The following is a 14,012-nucleotide window of genomic DNA, read 5'->3' on the forward strand; positions in this document are numbered from 1 at the left end:
TTGCGAGATCAAAAAATGGGAAAATGAAGTGAAAAATAGTTGTAGGAGACGCGATGGACATTGAAACCATGCGTATGTTTACGGTTCTTGCGCGAAAGCTAAATTTTACTGAAACCGCTAAAGAATTTGATATTAGCCAGCCATCTTTGAGTCGTCGAATCAAAGCCCTTGAGCACTATATGGGAACCCCCTTAGTGCATCGTCGTGGAAGTGCTATCAGCTTGACCCCACAAGGTGTCACCTTTTTTGAAATGGCAGAGCGAGTGGTGGAAACCATTGATATCTCAAAAGAGGGTATGCATCTTGAATCTAAGGCCAGTCAGGGCAGCTTAGTTATTGGTTGTCTGCCCTCGATGGGACGCAACTTGACTCAGCATTTTTTGCCCAGCTTTATGCAAAACTATCCTGATATTGCGGTCAGAATCAAAACGTTTTCACGTGGCTGTCTTGAAAACTTTGAAGCGGTTGATTTGATGATATCACCATACCCTCTGACATCAGAAAATGTCGTAAAGCGAGTGCTTGGCCAGTATCGACGTGGATGCGTTGCCTCTGCCACGTATCTCAAAAAACACGGAACCCCAAAATACACGCATGATTTGGAACTTCATCAATGCATTGTTTTTGATGATCTGCCTGCTGGCGCAAATCGTTGGGAGTTGCAAGACGAACAGGGGCACGTTAAAACCGTCAACATTAATGGGCGCTGTGGTACCAATTCGGTGGATTTGGCCATTATGATGATTCAACAGCATCAGGGGGTCGGGTTGGTGCCGATTGAACAAGTTAAAACGCATTTGGAAACCGGCGAACTCATTCATCTGCTTGAAAGGGAAGCCTTTCAAATGGGAGAGATTAGTGTTTTTTATAAGCAGAGCGTTCAGACGCCGCGCCGTTACAAGCTGTTTATTGAAGATTTGGCCCAATTTTTTTCCGACCAAGGCATGCAAGTGCCCGCACGCTAAACTCATGGTTTGCTCTTTGCCTCAAATGAAGTGACTTGAGCGTCGTCGCTCGATAAATGTATTACTCGTCTCAGCAATGTAACAATTTAATGAGGGATTATTCATTAGGCAACATGTTGCGCTTTAAAAAAGCAGACTATTTTTATAGTCATGAAGAGCCGTATTGCCATAATCGAAGGAGCGAGAGCAATGAAGATCATCCCCTCGTTAATCTGTGTAACACTGAGTAGCGTTGTAACCTTAGGTAGTGCTTATGCTGCACAGTGGTCGCAACCGAAAAGTACCGATGAGAAAGACGCTCGCTTTTCCGCGTTTAAAGATAACTACTTTTTGCCGGTTTACCATGAAACGCGCGTGAACCAAGCGCGTTTTCGACCGTTGAATCCCAATGATGACGCGGTAAAAGATACATTCATTCAATTTCGTTTTAGCGTGAAATACCGTATTGCGCGGATTGAGCGGCATAACCTGTTTCTGGCCTACAGCCAAACGTCCAACTGGGAAGCTTACGCCAGTTCAGCGTATTTTCGCGACAATGACTACAACCCTGAGCTTTATTACCTTCTTGAACAACAAGATTACAGTGTGGCACTCGGTTTTGAACATGAGTCAAATGGCGCTGGGGGCGATGAAGAGGTGAGCTGGAATCGGCTTTACGCCGGTCTTAATATTCCGTTTGATTGGGGCTATCTGCAAGTGACGCCTTGGGTCCGGGTGCATACTGGCACCGATTATAACCCCGATATAAAACACTATTTAGGCTATGGTGAAACCGAATTGGCTTGGAATATTAGTGATCATCAGACCTTAAAAGCGATGATGCGCAATGGCATTGAAAGCGGCTTTAGCCGTGGCTACTACCGTTTAGCGTGGACCTTTCCTGTGTATCAAGGCATTAAAGGGTATGCAAAAGCAGAAGCGGGTTATGGCACCACGATTTCCAATTATAATTTTCGACATAATGCCTTTGGACTTGGGTTCTACTTTGAATTTTAAATCTGATTTGAATTTTAAATCTGACGCCTCATCAGTGAATAGTGGCCAGTAGAGTACGTTCGTCACATACTTCTATTGGTCGCTTAGATTGACCCGCATAAACACGTGGTTTGGCCGATTGTTGCGGGTTCGGCTGTGATACTTTTTGGTCTCTACCCATTTTGCTTGATTTTGCAGTGCGTTTGCTACGGCACTAGCGATTAACGCAAACAAACCTCATCATAGTTGCTGCTATGGTTAGAGATTGCTTTGCTGACGAGCTGCATTTTCAAATGGTTTGGGTATCCATTCTTAGATCAGGGAGTCGTCATGAAAAGCATTCATATGAATCGCGCCGTCGGTGCTGGCGCGCCAAACCAATACGACGATGTATTGGCCGTGCAGAAGGCGCTGAATCAGCTCAGTGATAAAATTGGGTTGACTCAGCCACTATCCGAAGATGGTGTGATAATCACCCCGCCAAATCAATCGCCCACTTGCATTGCGATTGGCCGCTTTCAAAGTCGCTTATTGGGTTTTAATAATCCAGATTACCGTATTGATGAAGGGGGCCGCAGCCATAGAGGGTTAGCAAAAGCATGCAGTAATGCCATTTCTCCAATATTGGGTTTGTTTTTGCCTCGCATTAAACCCACAACGGGGTTGAGCGACTCTGATTTTCTCCGCGCAGCAGAAAGATTGGAGTGTGAGGTCGCGGCAATAAAAGCCGTATCTGAGGTTGAATCAAAGGGAAGTGGTTTTTTTGCCAATGGCGCGCCTGCGATTTTATTTGAAGCGCACATTTTTTCAAAATACAGTGATTCGCGTTTTGATGAGAGCCATCCGTCGCTCTCGAGCAAAAAATGGGATCGGTCACTGTATCAAGGCGGCGAGCAAGAATATCAACGCTTGCAACAAGCCATGATGCTGGATCGCCACGCCGCATTGATGTCGGCTTCTTACGGTCGTTATCAGATCATGGGCTTTAACCATCATGCCGCTGGGTATGATGACATTGAAGATTTTGTTCATGATATGTTTGTGGCGGAATCTCATCATCTCGATGCTTTTGTCGGCTTCATTTTGTCCAATTCACGTCTTCATCAAGCGATCCAGTCACTCGATTGGGCGACGTTTGCGCGTCATTACAACGGCCCAGGCTATGCTGAAAATCATTATGATGCCAAATTAAAAGCCGCGTATGACGCAGCATCATAATCACAGCAATGCGCAATTCTCATCGAAATTAAATTGCCAAGTATACCCTTTCCACTTGACGTTATAGCGTGGTTGGCGGGCGCTCTCAAACCTCATGATAGTGTTCGTCTATGTTCACGAAGTGCTCAGAGGCTTTGAGTGTTTGCCGCCTAGCTGCACCTTCACGTGGTTTGGGCATCGATAGAAAAATAAGGAGATTACTATGCCAAATGTCATCGAAACGACACAAAATTCACTGGTTAACTTACTGGAAATTTTAGCGGCAAAACCGTTTATGTCAGAGCCGGAGATGGATTCTTATTGGCAAGCACTCAACCAGATCCAGATGCGTCATCAAGTGGAAATAAGCGAGATTAACCATCAAGTTGCAGACGATCCAATGAATGAATACGCAAGGCTGCATAATCGAGGAAGTCTAATGGTTGATATCAGTGGTTGGCAACTTTGCGCCGGAGCGCCTGAGCAACGGGTTACGTTTGCTGAAGGGACTGTTTTAGCGCCATTCGCATCGCTCAACGTTTATACCGGAGCTGGCGAGGTGAACTTTGGCTCCTCTCGGCCGATTTGGAATAATCGAGGGGATGTTGGCACCTTGTACCATAGTGATGGCACAGTTGTGTCTCGCCTGGCTTATGGTAAAAAAGCCCATCCAGCGATTATCATTAGCCATATCCATTTTGATGGTGAAAATGGACGTGGTGAAGGCGATGAGTACGTTGAACTGACCAACCTGAGTGAGGCTGATGCGGCTATTGCCGGTTGGCGGATTGAGTCACTGCGTAACTCGGCGTGTTTTGTTTTCCCACAAAACACAAAAATGTCGGCAGGGGAACGGGTTAAAGTGTTTACCAGCAAATCGAATTGTCAATATAACGAGTTCAGCTTCGAGAGTGCTAAGGCGATTTGGCACAACCAATCGGGGTCGGCAAAGCTCATCGATTATCAAGATAATGAAGTGTCCACTTATCACTATGGGTAAGTGAGCCGGGCCACGAGACGAATGACATCAGATACCGCCGCCATGCTGACTCAGCGCCATTTAAACACCTTGGTTGTTGAGGCGCAGCAGATGTTGGAATACATTGCCCGGCATGGCGAGCTTTCTGTTGAGCCAAGATTAGCCTCTGGCATTTACCGCGCGGCCTCTCGGCTTCATTCCGAGCAGTGGCGTGCGGAAGACACTGCCCATTTATTGCAATGTTACGACCAACTGGCGCGACAAATTTATCCAGTCACGTTAGAAAGCTTAATGGCCGTTCGGCCAACTCACGCCTCGGTAATGCAAGAGGCGACGTTGTCTCAGCATCCTGTTGCGAGCGCAAAAAAAAACCGCCGTATCGTTGGGCGACGGTTTTGTCATGAGACAGTCGCAATCTTGCCTTCAGGCTCTGCGAACAATGTGATCACCTGGTATCGCCGTTATACCGTACTCACATTATTAGGGCTGCTCGGGCTTCAGATGTTCTCTCTGTTTGGTCATGCGATTACCACCGCTTTCACCGACATGCCATCCCCTCATGTGTGGTCGGCTGAGCATCACGCTCATTTTCAGCTCCTTGTGCAATGGAACGATATTTGGCAGCTACAAGGCATTCGCGGCAATATCGTTGAACTGATCAGCGCTGTAATGTCAAGCGGCGAGACAACGCCTGAGCCAGCGTCATCACTGCGGTTAGCTGAAGCCTCATCTTCTGTTGATCCGGTGCAATTTTCAAAGGAGTTTATTGCAGCAAAAACCGTGTTACAAACGGTGCAAAACTCCTTATTGCCTTTAATGTACGGGTTGCTCGGCGCGCTCATCTTCGTACTGCGTAGCTTACTTAATCAGGTGCGATCGCTCACATACACTGCAAGCCGTGAAGTGGGGTATCGGCTGCGCATTACCTTGGGTTGCTTGGCGGGAATGATTACCGGCTGGCTGATGAAACCCGAGCTTGGCGAGCTCGCGCTGTCTCCGATGGCGCTGGCGTTTTTATCAGGGTACAGCATTGAAGTCTTATTTACGTTGCTTGATCGTCTGATTGATCAGGTGCGCCGGACACCGCCAACAAATGCGCGTTTGCCTCGTTAATTTTCTGTGGCGCTTGCTGAATGAATGTTTTGGCCAACACCATCAGTAGTTTTTGACTCTCTTTGCTCAATGCTGACATTGGCTCAATATCGTCGATAACCTTAGATAAGGTGTCGATCATTTTGGCTTTTTGTTGTAATTGCTCTGGGGTGAGTTTTGGCTTGAGTTTGCCTGGCTTGAGCCCCTTTCGTGCGGTGATAAGTGCTTTTTTCATGTCACTTTCCTTGGTGTTGAATGTTGCTCGCAGTGCGAGTTGCGCATGACTTGGTCGATGCTCATGCCAGTATCTAAAAAGTGCCGCGGCATAACGCGGTTAAATAGGCCCAAAACTCCGTTCGTTACGCGCAGTGCTTGCCAACAATGTCGGCGTACACTAGGGCTGCTTTGTTGAGGCTTGTGGTATCAGAAGCGCAAAGAGCAAGTTGTTTGGGTATAACAGGGAGTAATCATGGTAATGAGACAGATGAAGAAACAGATAAAGTGGGGCTTGGGAATATGGTGCCTCCTTTTGCTAATAGGATGCAGTGTGCAATGGGTGGCAAGTTACGATGCGCGCAGCGTCGATCATATGTACAAGCTTGAAACAAAAATCGACCGTTTTTACCAAACGCTGAAATACACGCCAGTAGCGCGCCGTGGATATGCGGATTTCCGTGATCGCTATTTCGATATTGATGTTGAAATTCGCGCCTTGCTACGGCAACAGCAGCGACGCGCTAACAATCAGGAAACGGTACAACAGGTGACGATACTCGCGCAGCTTTGGGCGCAAGATAAGCAGCAACATCAACAGCAAAATCGGTTGTCAGATTTTGTTGTGGAACGCCGGATTAAGCAATATCAGCGCCTATTTGATGCGCTTATTGCTGGGGAAAATGCAAAGAAAAACGCACAGGAGTAGAGCTATGACGACCTATCCAAATCTCGCCGCCAATTTACCACTGGCACAAGCGATTGACCAAGTGAGCGAGCAACTTGAAGCCACGTCGATGAAAGCTCTAATAAGTGGCGCGCTTGCGAGCACGTTTGAAAAGCAAAGCCATGATATTGATGCCTTGCTGGCGGCTTATACCTCAGGTGAGATTGATAAACAAACCTTGATGATGGAACTGGAGCGAGAAAAGCAGATTGCGGAAATTGAGCTCCTAAGTTGGCAAATTGCGGCCAAAGCGCAGGTTCAGCAGGTGGTGAATCAGGTGTTTAGTCTCGTTGAGAAAGCCGTACTGCCTTAATCTCGCGACATTCAAGCGCTCGCGGGCCGTCTTATTTTGAAACCGGGCCTGGCGTTGAATTATGGAATGAATCGATGACTCTACGAATCAAACGCAAAATTTGGCTGCCCTTTGGCTATCGCAGGGTATCGGTTCGCCGTTCTCGCCGCACCTTCGCGAAACAACACTCAGAGGCGATAATGCATGAGGCCTCTGTAGTAGCGCGTGCGGCCCCTGCTGCAATCACAAAGACGCAGAAAATAGTGCCAGACACCAATCTTGAGCCGTGCGAGCCGACCATCCCTGAGTCAAGCTCGGTTGCGCCGCAGGTTGCTAAGTTTCCTGAGGCGTTTAACCCTCACCGAGCGTACCTCAATGATATGATGCAAACTCTCACCAGCATGCCTGAAAACGCTTTTGTTGATGAGCCGAGTTCAATACCGGAGTGTCCATTTCGTCCCTTTTTGAAGCCAGTGATGACACCACAGGCGACGCCGATTGCAGCGCCTGAATCGGCTTTGGTGTTACCAAAGGTATGTGATATTTCTGATAATTTGGCCGAGGATAATATGGTGTTGCCTGCGCATGCCAATCGATTGAAAAATAGTCGTCCTCAACCCCATTTACGGACCCTATCTGGGATCCGCTCTAGTCTTATGGCCACAAAACGATCTTCGTGAGTTTGCCGGAGATCGTCCCATTCTGCCCCAAGTTTCTGTTGATTCACCACGTTATTCTTATTGGACATTGAGCGCAAATGACCAATAGGAGATAAACATGCAACAACTGCTTTTTCGCATCGGCGAGGCCTCAGATGGACGTATTTATGCGTTTTTAACTGATCAGCCTGAAACGGAGGATTTTTTTGATAGCGGCTACAAAGTGGCGTATAAGCATCGAGACGAAGAAACTGGTAAAGAGCTATTAGCGCGTTGGCGTTCCGCCTATACAGTGCAATCGAAACCGTTTCATTCGATACCTCAAGAGAATGAGTTACCCACCGAGGTTCAAAGCGCGTTTGATACCATGATGGCAAGTTTGCTGGCTGGTGTGGATGTGATGTTTTGTGACTATAATCTGGCCATCGAAGCTGATTTACCTTTAGCAAACAATGTGATGGAACAGTTTCGTTCAACCGATTTTGTGCTGTTTTCATGTGAAGAGTTGATTGGTAACGATCCTTCGACGCAGCCGTATATGGTGTCTTACGCAGCGCCACGCTATCCCAAGACGGGCAATGTTGGCAGTCAGCATCGAATTTACAGTAAAACAGACAGTTTTGCCTTTGCTTGCGCGATTAACGCGATTGTTCATCAGCGAGAGCGAGACGCGCTCAGTGGCGGTCATATTCGCACCGAAGTGGACAGTTACATCAGCGAAAAGCCAGTCAGCGACGCCGTTGCAGAGCAAGTCATCAATCGATTTGTCGAGTCACTAGCGCCGTACAATGGCTCGATGAAAGCATTAACTGCGTCAGAATAAGTCGCAGTGGATTGAGCGAGGGCTTATGCATTCTGAATCTTATTATTACGCGGCCTTTAGTGCCGCTTTGATGGCCGGAGCTGAGCCTAAGCTCGCTCAGAAAATAGGCTATCACATGGCCTATTTTTGCCACAATGTGCCACCGAAAAAGGGGCTTGAGCCGCTTGATATTCGCAACCTAATTCCCTCTGAGGGAGAAGGATGGGGGGACGATAAACGCCCTTTCATTGCGAATCGATGGCAAGAAGAGGGTAGAGGTGAGCCACAATGGCGTCAGCGTCGGCCGATCAATCCGTTGCATCATGTTGATTGGTTGAAAGGTGGTGTACTTAACTTGCGTGGGCGAGAGCTTGGGCGCACGAATACTTTCGGTAACAAACCCGAATCGAATGACGTTTCGTCTAGAGACATTTTAGAAACCGTCGCAGAAAACCGTGCCACCCTAGATTGCGAAGAAGTGGTATTTCGCCGAGCACTTAAACGACTCAATGAGATCATTCAGCGTTCGCTGAGCTGTGGCGAGGAGTACCCTTCGGATATAACGCAATTTTGCTCCGCACTGTACGATGTGGTGGCGCTGCTGCATGGTGATCAACATGCGTCCTACTGGCTTATGGTTGCTGCGGTCGATTGCTATTTGTGGGGCAAAAATTTGGCATGGTCATCGAATCAAGCGTCTCTTTTAGCTCATGAAAGTGCGAATAAGCCAATGTATGCCAGTGCTCAGCGGCTGCAGACGGCGTTGGTTCTCGGGGAGTCAGAGCCGCTACTTTGGCAATGCTTGATGGACCAATTGCACTATCTACCGCGCGCTCAGCAAATTCAATGTGTGGTTTTAGGCATCGCTTATCGTGCAGAGTTAATTGATCTATTGGATGAAAAGCAGCAAGCGCACCGCGATTGGTTGAACATCACCCCCTTTGTGCCTCAGGCGCATAGTGAACCTATATCATAATGAACGGCAGTGAAAAGGATTTGGTATGACCCCACAATCGTTGCTACTGAATTTAGCAAAAACCTATGATTTTACGCCAATGATCCGTCGATTAAGCGATCCCAGTAGTCGTGCGGTGGCACGCCCTTGGCTTGCGATGGAATTGGGGCCGGAGTTGGCTCAGGTGTTGGATTGTGAACTTGTCGGCTACCACTTACCTTATCAACAGCAACAGCAACAGCAACAGCAACAGCAATACTTTCGCTATGATGTGAAATCCAATCAGGTGAGGGAGTGTGAAAAGCGGCTCGCATCTAAAGCGGATATACAGCTTAATTATCCGTTAAAGCCTTGCCGCCCTCGTTATTTCGAATGCCATTATTTGCATTACACGAAGGGAGATCGCGCGTCAATATGGCACAAATGGCATCAAGATATGGCGCGCGTTTGTGCTTTGCGCCAAGCGATGCAAACTGAAGTGCACTTGCTAACGGCATTGTGGGGCAGTATTACACCGGCCGAATGCGAACACTTTAAATATGTTGATAATACTCACCATGCTGCCTATGCGCTCGATACGACGGTTTACGGCAGCAGCCAGGTTTCAAGGTTATTGCAGGTAGAAAAGTCGACTGAGCCAAGGTTGTGGCTTATTGCTGTGTGAGGCATCTTGAGGTTACTTGGGTATAAACCTTGTCACATTGCGCGCTATGCTTAAAACATTCGTTTGCTTTTTGCCTAGCGGCATCCTTCTCTATTCACCTAACGTGTCTCATTCAACGTTGCGGTCATGATCTTCGCTCAATCACTCATTCAACCACTCACCGCTTCGATCTTTATCACCTAAGCCTTTTAGGCTGAGTTCGATTCAGTAAGCTCAAGAAAATAATTTGCAAATAATTCTCATTTGCATATATTCTTAATGAGAATTATTCGTATTGAGACTGAGTTATGAGTTCGAGCCTTTCCTTTTCGCTACCTCGTTGGCTGGGATTAAGTCAATTTCATTTGGCTTACAAGCGGTTATTGTTACCTGTGGTGCTCATCGCCTTTATTGTTACCGAAAGAACTCGCGAAATGACCGTCAATACACTCTCTGATGCATTTTGGGCGGTGTCTTGCTACGTCGCTTTCACACTGGCAATTTATCACTATGCGTCACTTTGGATGGGGCGAAAGCATCGTTTGGTCGCGCTCTATGATAACTCCCGCCATTATCAGGTGCTCTTTGCTGCGTTGCTTGGGGCCTTGCCAGGGTGTGGCGGGGCGATAATTGTCACGACGCAATTTGTCAGTGGTCGTGTCGGGTTTGGCGCTGTTGTGGCTGTCCTCACGGCGACGATGGGGGACGCGGCATTCTTGCTGTTGGCGGCAAAGCCTGAGGTCGGTCTGGGCGTCATTGTGCTCGGCGTCGTGGTCGGGTGTTTGACCGGTTGGCTGGTGAACGCGTTGCATCGCGATGATTTTTTGCGCCCGCAAATGACACGATGGACGTCAGCACATGAAAAGTTGAGCGCGGTAGCGTCGAACTCAGTGGAGAAAAAGGCGCTCAACCTTCAAGGGGCATTCTGGAAATGGCTGCTGATTCCAGCAACATTTGTTGCTCTACTTGGGTCATTTCAGGTTGATCTCAATGCAGCCTTTTCGTTGCCGGAAATGGGGATTGAATGGCTGGGTGCCATCTTTATGGTGCTGAGCATGCTGCTTTGGGCAATGACCAAAGATATTAATGACTATGAGTCGGCGGTGTCTGAAGACAATAAATTGCGTGCGTCTCATCCATTACAAAAAGCGGCCCAAGACACCAATTTTGTGAGTGCATGGGTTGTGGTGGCATTTATGGGCTTTGAGCTTGTGACGTATTTTTCTGGTGCTGATTTAGGCTCGTGGCTTGGCAATTGGGGCGTCTATATGCCGCAGATGGGATTGATGGTTGGCTTGCTGCCTGGCTGTGGGCCGCAAATTTTGGTCACCAGTTTGTACCTTTCTGGCGCGGTGCCTATGTCAGCTCAATTGGCTAACGCCATTTCCAATGATGGTGACGCGCTTTTTCCTGCCATTGCAATGGCGCCGAAAGCGGCGCTGGTCGCCACATTTTATTCCGCTATTCCAGCCTTTATCGTTGGTTACGGATATTATTTTTTAGTCGAATCATCGGTTTTTTAGGCTCGCTAACCAATTTGTTACGAGAACCATTTAAATGCCACTGGTAGCATAATACTCTATCAGTAGCCATATCATCCGCGCAAACGTTTGCTTTTCTCTGTTTTTTGAGTATTATTCGCGACAATTTCTGGTGAGTGACGCAAAACCCTGCTATGGGTTTGCCATCGTCTCCAGCTACTCAACTTCCCATTTGTTGTTATTTGGTTGTTAACGATAATGAAAAACAGTTCACAAACTTCCGCTCAATTTCCGAATATTGATGAAAAGATCTCGGTATCGAAATCTTTATCTCTTGGCGCTCAGCATGTGCTGGCGATGGATTTGTATATTGTACCTATCATTTTGGCAGGGCTACTGTCGCTTTCCGTTGCAGATACATCGTCGCTGATTCAAATGACGTTTGTTGTTGCCGGGCTCGCCACCATGATTCAAGCGGGAAATTTGTTGAAATTACCCGTTATGCAGGGGCCATCTTATATTCCAATTGGTGCGATTGCTGCGATTGGCAAAACACTGGGCATGGGCGCGGTCTATGGTGCGTTGATCCCCGTTGCCATTATGGTGGCGCTATTGGGTAAACCGCTTAATTTGTTTAGCAAAATTGTGCGTAAATTTGTACCACCTATTGTTGGCGGTACTGTCATCATCGTGGTTGGCATTTCACTGTTGCCTGTGGCGTTCAACGGCATTTATCACACGGACGCGCCGCAACAAAACATGGTGATCGCGCTTGTCAGTATGGTCTCGCTGTGCAGCTTCATTTTACTCGGCTGCTTTGTTAAAACACTTCATTGGTTACGTTTGACCTCGGTACTTGGTGCGATTGCTATCGGTACCGCGGTGGCAACTTTCTACGGCATGAGTGATTTTTCATCGGTGGCTAACGCGTCATGGTTCCAGCTACCAACACTACTGCCTTTTGGCGAATTGGTGTTTGATCCGCTGGCGATCGTGACGTTGGCGTTTGTTGCTTTGATTGTTTTGGTTGAAACGACAGGGACATGGTGCGCAGTGAGCGCGGTGACCGGCGTGGCGCTGGAGGATGAGCGTTTAAATCGCGGTGCAACAGGTGAAGCCGCTGGCCATTTTGTCTGTGCGCTTTTGGGCGGTAGCCCTGTAACTGGTTATTCGACGAACGCTGGGATCATCGCCGTAACGGGCGTCGCTTCTCGCCGCGCCATTATCGCAGGCGGCGCGATTTTGTTGGTACTCGGCTTGGTGCCTAAATTAACCAGTTTGATTGCATCTGTGCCACACGCCGTTATTGCTGGTATTTTTGCGGTGATTTGCGTGGTGATTGCAATGAACGGCTTTCGCGTGATCCAGCACATTCAACTTAATGAGCGCAACATGTTAGTGGTTGGATTGCCAATTATGTTGGCACTTGGCGCTGTTTTAATGCCGCGCGAATTGGTCTACGCCCTGCCTGAAATGGTCGGTTATTTGGTCAACTCGGGGATTGCGATTGGCGCACTTGCTGCCGTTATTTTGAATTTTGTGCTGCCCAATGAAGACGTGGCTAACGTTAACGCCAGTGAGCCTGCGCAGAGTGAGTCGCACTAATGAACAAAGAAATCCAGACGATGAACACCGAAAGTGTTATGACTGAGCTGACGCTAGATACGATTGATTTTGCGATTTTAGCCGATACCTTTCACGCCCCAACCAAAGGGTCGTTTGAATTCCATTCGGATTGGCTCATTTTAGTTGACCGTAATGGGGATATTGCGGCCACAGTAGACAAAAATCAGCCGCACTATGGCGATTGGTTGGCGGCAATTGCCGCGCAAAATAAACTGCGCACTGTCGAAAAAGGCCATTATTTGTTGCCAGGATTGGTCGATTTACATTGTCATGCGCCGCAATGGCCACAGGCAGGAAAAGGTTTGGATTTGCCACTTTATGAGTGGTTACAAAACTACACCTTCCCATTGGAGAATCGTTATCGAGATAACGCGTTTGCCGATGACATTTATGCCGATGTTGTTAGCACCTTATTGGCGAACGGCACCACCAGTGCGGTCTATTTTGCTTCTATCCATCGCGAGTCGAGTGAATTATTAGCGCAACACTGTTTAACTCAAGGTCAGCGCGGGTTTGTTGGCAAAGTGAACATGGATAACGCCGAGCAATGCCCGGATTTCTATCGTGAGTCGAGCGTGGCGCAGGCTTTGGCGGAGACCGAACAATTTGTTCATAACGTGTTTGCTCTGCCAGGGAATGACATCGGTTTGGTGAGCCCGGTGATTACGCCACGGTTTGTGCCAAGCTGCACGCCACAAATGCTGCGCGGTTTGGGCGATTTAGTGCAAAAATACGATTTGCATATGCAAACACACTGTTCAGAAAGTGATTGGGCACGCGATTACGCTCAGAGTCAGTTTGGGAAAACCGACATTGAGATCTATGCTGAACATGGCTTACTCAACCGCAAAAGTGTGCTTGCGCACTCGATTTTCCTTACCGAGAACGATGTGGCGATGATCAAAGACTATCAAGCTGGAATTGGCCACTGTCCGCTCTCAAATATGTATTTTGCCAACGCGGCGATGCAAACTCGAGAGCTGCTGGATGCGGGTGTTCAAATTGGTTTGGGTAGCGATATTGCTGGCGCGCCAGTGCCGTCTATCTTTCGCGCGGCCTTTGATGCGGTCAGTCATTCTCGCGTGCGTGAAGATGGTGTCAATGGTCGTATTGATGCGGCGCTGCGTGGTGAAGCCAACAGCCGCGTGAGTTATGTCGAAGCGTTTTGGATGGCCACCGCTGGCGGTGGGCAAGTCTTAGATAGCAAAGTCGGTGTGTTTGCTCCGGGTTACCATTTTGATGCCTTGGTCATTGAGCCGAGCCGTGATTTTGGTAATTTGCGCGTTTATAGTGACATGGACTCACCGCGCGATATTTTAGAAAAAGTAATTGCACTTGCCAGCCGTGAAAATATTCAACGTGTATGGGTGCAAGGTCGCCTAGTTCGCGGATAGCGCGGTTTGATG

General features: G+C 48.0%; 15 protein-coding genes. 14 read left to right on the forward strand and 1 reads right to left on the reverse strand.

Annotated elements, in window-relative coordinates:
• Positions 1-53: 53 nt before the first annotated feature.
• From HGP28_RS03480 to HGP28_RS03500, 5 genes are all read left to right on the forward strand, one after another.
• Positions 54-965, forward strand: a complete 912-nt coding sequence (locus HGP28_RS03480) for a LysR family transcriptional regulator (protein ID WP_168835041.1) — start codon at positions 54-56, stop codon at positions 963-965.
• 189 nt (positions 966-1,154) lie between these two features.
• Complete coding sequence (locus tag HGP28_RS03485; protein ID WP_168835042.1) at positions 1,155-1,961, forward strand: phospholipase A; 807 nt, start codon at positions 1,155-1,157, stop codon at positions 1,959-1,961.
• Between the two features lie 309 nt (positions 1,962-2,270).
• On the forward strand, positions 2,271-3,158 hold the full coding sequence (locus HGP28_RS03490; protein ID WP_168835043.1) for an N-acetylmuramidase family protein: 888 nt from the start codon (positions 2,271-2,273) through the stop codon (positions 3,156-3,158).
• A gap of 202 nt (positions 3,159-3,360) precedes the next feature.
• Entirely contained in the window at positions 3,361-4,137 is a 777-nt protein-coding gene (locus HGP28_RS03495; RefSeq protein WP_168835044.1) for a lamin tail domain-containing protein, read from the forward strand.
• A gap of 21 nt (positions 4,138-4,158) precedes the next feature.
• Entirely contained in the window at positions 4,159-5,229 is a 1,071-nt protein-coding gene (locus tag HGP28_RS03500; protein ID WP_168835045.1) for a hypothetical protein, read from the forward strand.
• Here HGP28_RS03500 and HGP28_RS03505 read toward each other — a convergent pair.
• Positions 5,159-5,443 (reverse strand): hypothetical protein, encoded by a 285-nt coding sequence (locus HGP28_RS03505; protein WP_168835046.1) that lies wholly within the window; start codon positions 5,441-5,443, stop codon positions 5,159-5,161. The two genes, HGP28_RS03500 and HGP28_RS03505, sit on opposite strands and share 71 nt — an antisense overlap.
• A 312-nt stretch (positions 5,444-5,755) precedes the next feature.
• On the opposite strand from HGP28_RS03505, the gene HGP28_RS03510 reads away from it, so the two are divergent.
• The 9 genes from HGP28_RS03510 (at position 5,756) to guaD (ending at position 14,000) form a co-directional block, all read left to right on the forward strand.
• Positions 5,756-6,130, forward strand: coding sequence for a hypothetical protein (locus HGP28_RS03510; RefSeq protein WP_168835047.1), 375 nt, complete (start codon positions 5,756-5,758; stop codon positions 6,128-6,130).
• A gap of 4 nt (positions 6,131-6,134) precedes the next feature.
• On the forward strand, positions 6,135-6,461 hold the full coding sequence (locus tag HGP28_RS03515) for a hypothetical protein (RefSeq protein ID WP_168835048.1): 327 nt from the start codon (positions 6,135-6,137) through the stop codon (positions 6,459-6,461).
• 74 nt (positions 6,462-6,535) lie between these two features.
• Entirely contained in the window at positions 6,536-7,120 is a 585-nt protein-coding gene (locus tag HGP28_RS03520; RefSeq protein WP_168835049.1) for a hypothetical protein, read from the forward strand.
• A gap of 97 nt (positions 7,121-7,217) precedes the next feature.
• Positions 7,218-7,922, forward strand: coding sequence for a hypothetical protein (locus tag HGP28_RS03525; protein ID WP_168835050.1), 705 nt, complete (start codon positions 7,218-7,220; stop codon positions 7,920-7,922).
• A 25-nt stretch (positions 7,923-7,947) separates the two neighbouring features.
• On the forward strand, positions 7,948-8,877 hold the full coding sequence (locus tag HGP28_RS03530) for a hypothetical protein (protein ID WP_168835051.1): 930 nt from the start codon (positions 7,948-7,950) through the stop codon (positions 8,875-8,877).
• 25 nt (positions 8,878-8,902) lie between these two features.
• On the forward strand, positions 8,903-9,520 hold the full coding sequence (locus HGP28_RS03535) for a hypothetical protein (protein WP_168835052.1): 618 nt from the start codon (positions 8,903-8,905) through the stop codon (positions 9,518-9,520).
• Positions 9,521-9,807: 287 nt separating this feature from the next.
• Complete coding sequence (locus tag HGP28_RS03540) at positions 9,808-11,022, forward strand: putative manganese transporter (RefSeq protein WP_168835053.1); 1,215 nt, start codon at positions 9,808-9,810, stop codon at positions 11,020-11,022.
• 216 nt (positions 11,023-11,238) lie between these two features.
• On the forward strand, positions 11,239-12,585 hold the full coding sequence (locus HGP28_RS03545; protein ID WP_168835054.1) for a solute carrier family 23 protein: 1,347 nt from the start codon (positions 11,239-11,241) through the stop codon (positions 12,583-12,585).
• A gap of 38 nt (positions 12,586-12,623) precedes the next feature.
• Positions 12,624-14,000, forward strand: coding sequence for a guanine deaminase (guaD, locus tag HGP28_RS03550; RefSeq protein ID WP_168835104.1), 1,377 nt, complete (start codon positions 12,624-12,626; stop codon positions 13,998-14,000).
• Positions 14,001-14,012: the final 12 nt, after the last annotated feature.

The organism is Vibrio agarilyticus, assembly GCF_012641465.1.
In the GTDB taxonomy this organism is placed as follows: Bacteria; Pseudomonadota; Gammaproteobacteria; order Enterobacterales; family Vibrionaceae; genus Vibrio; species Vibrio agarilyticus.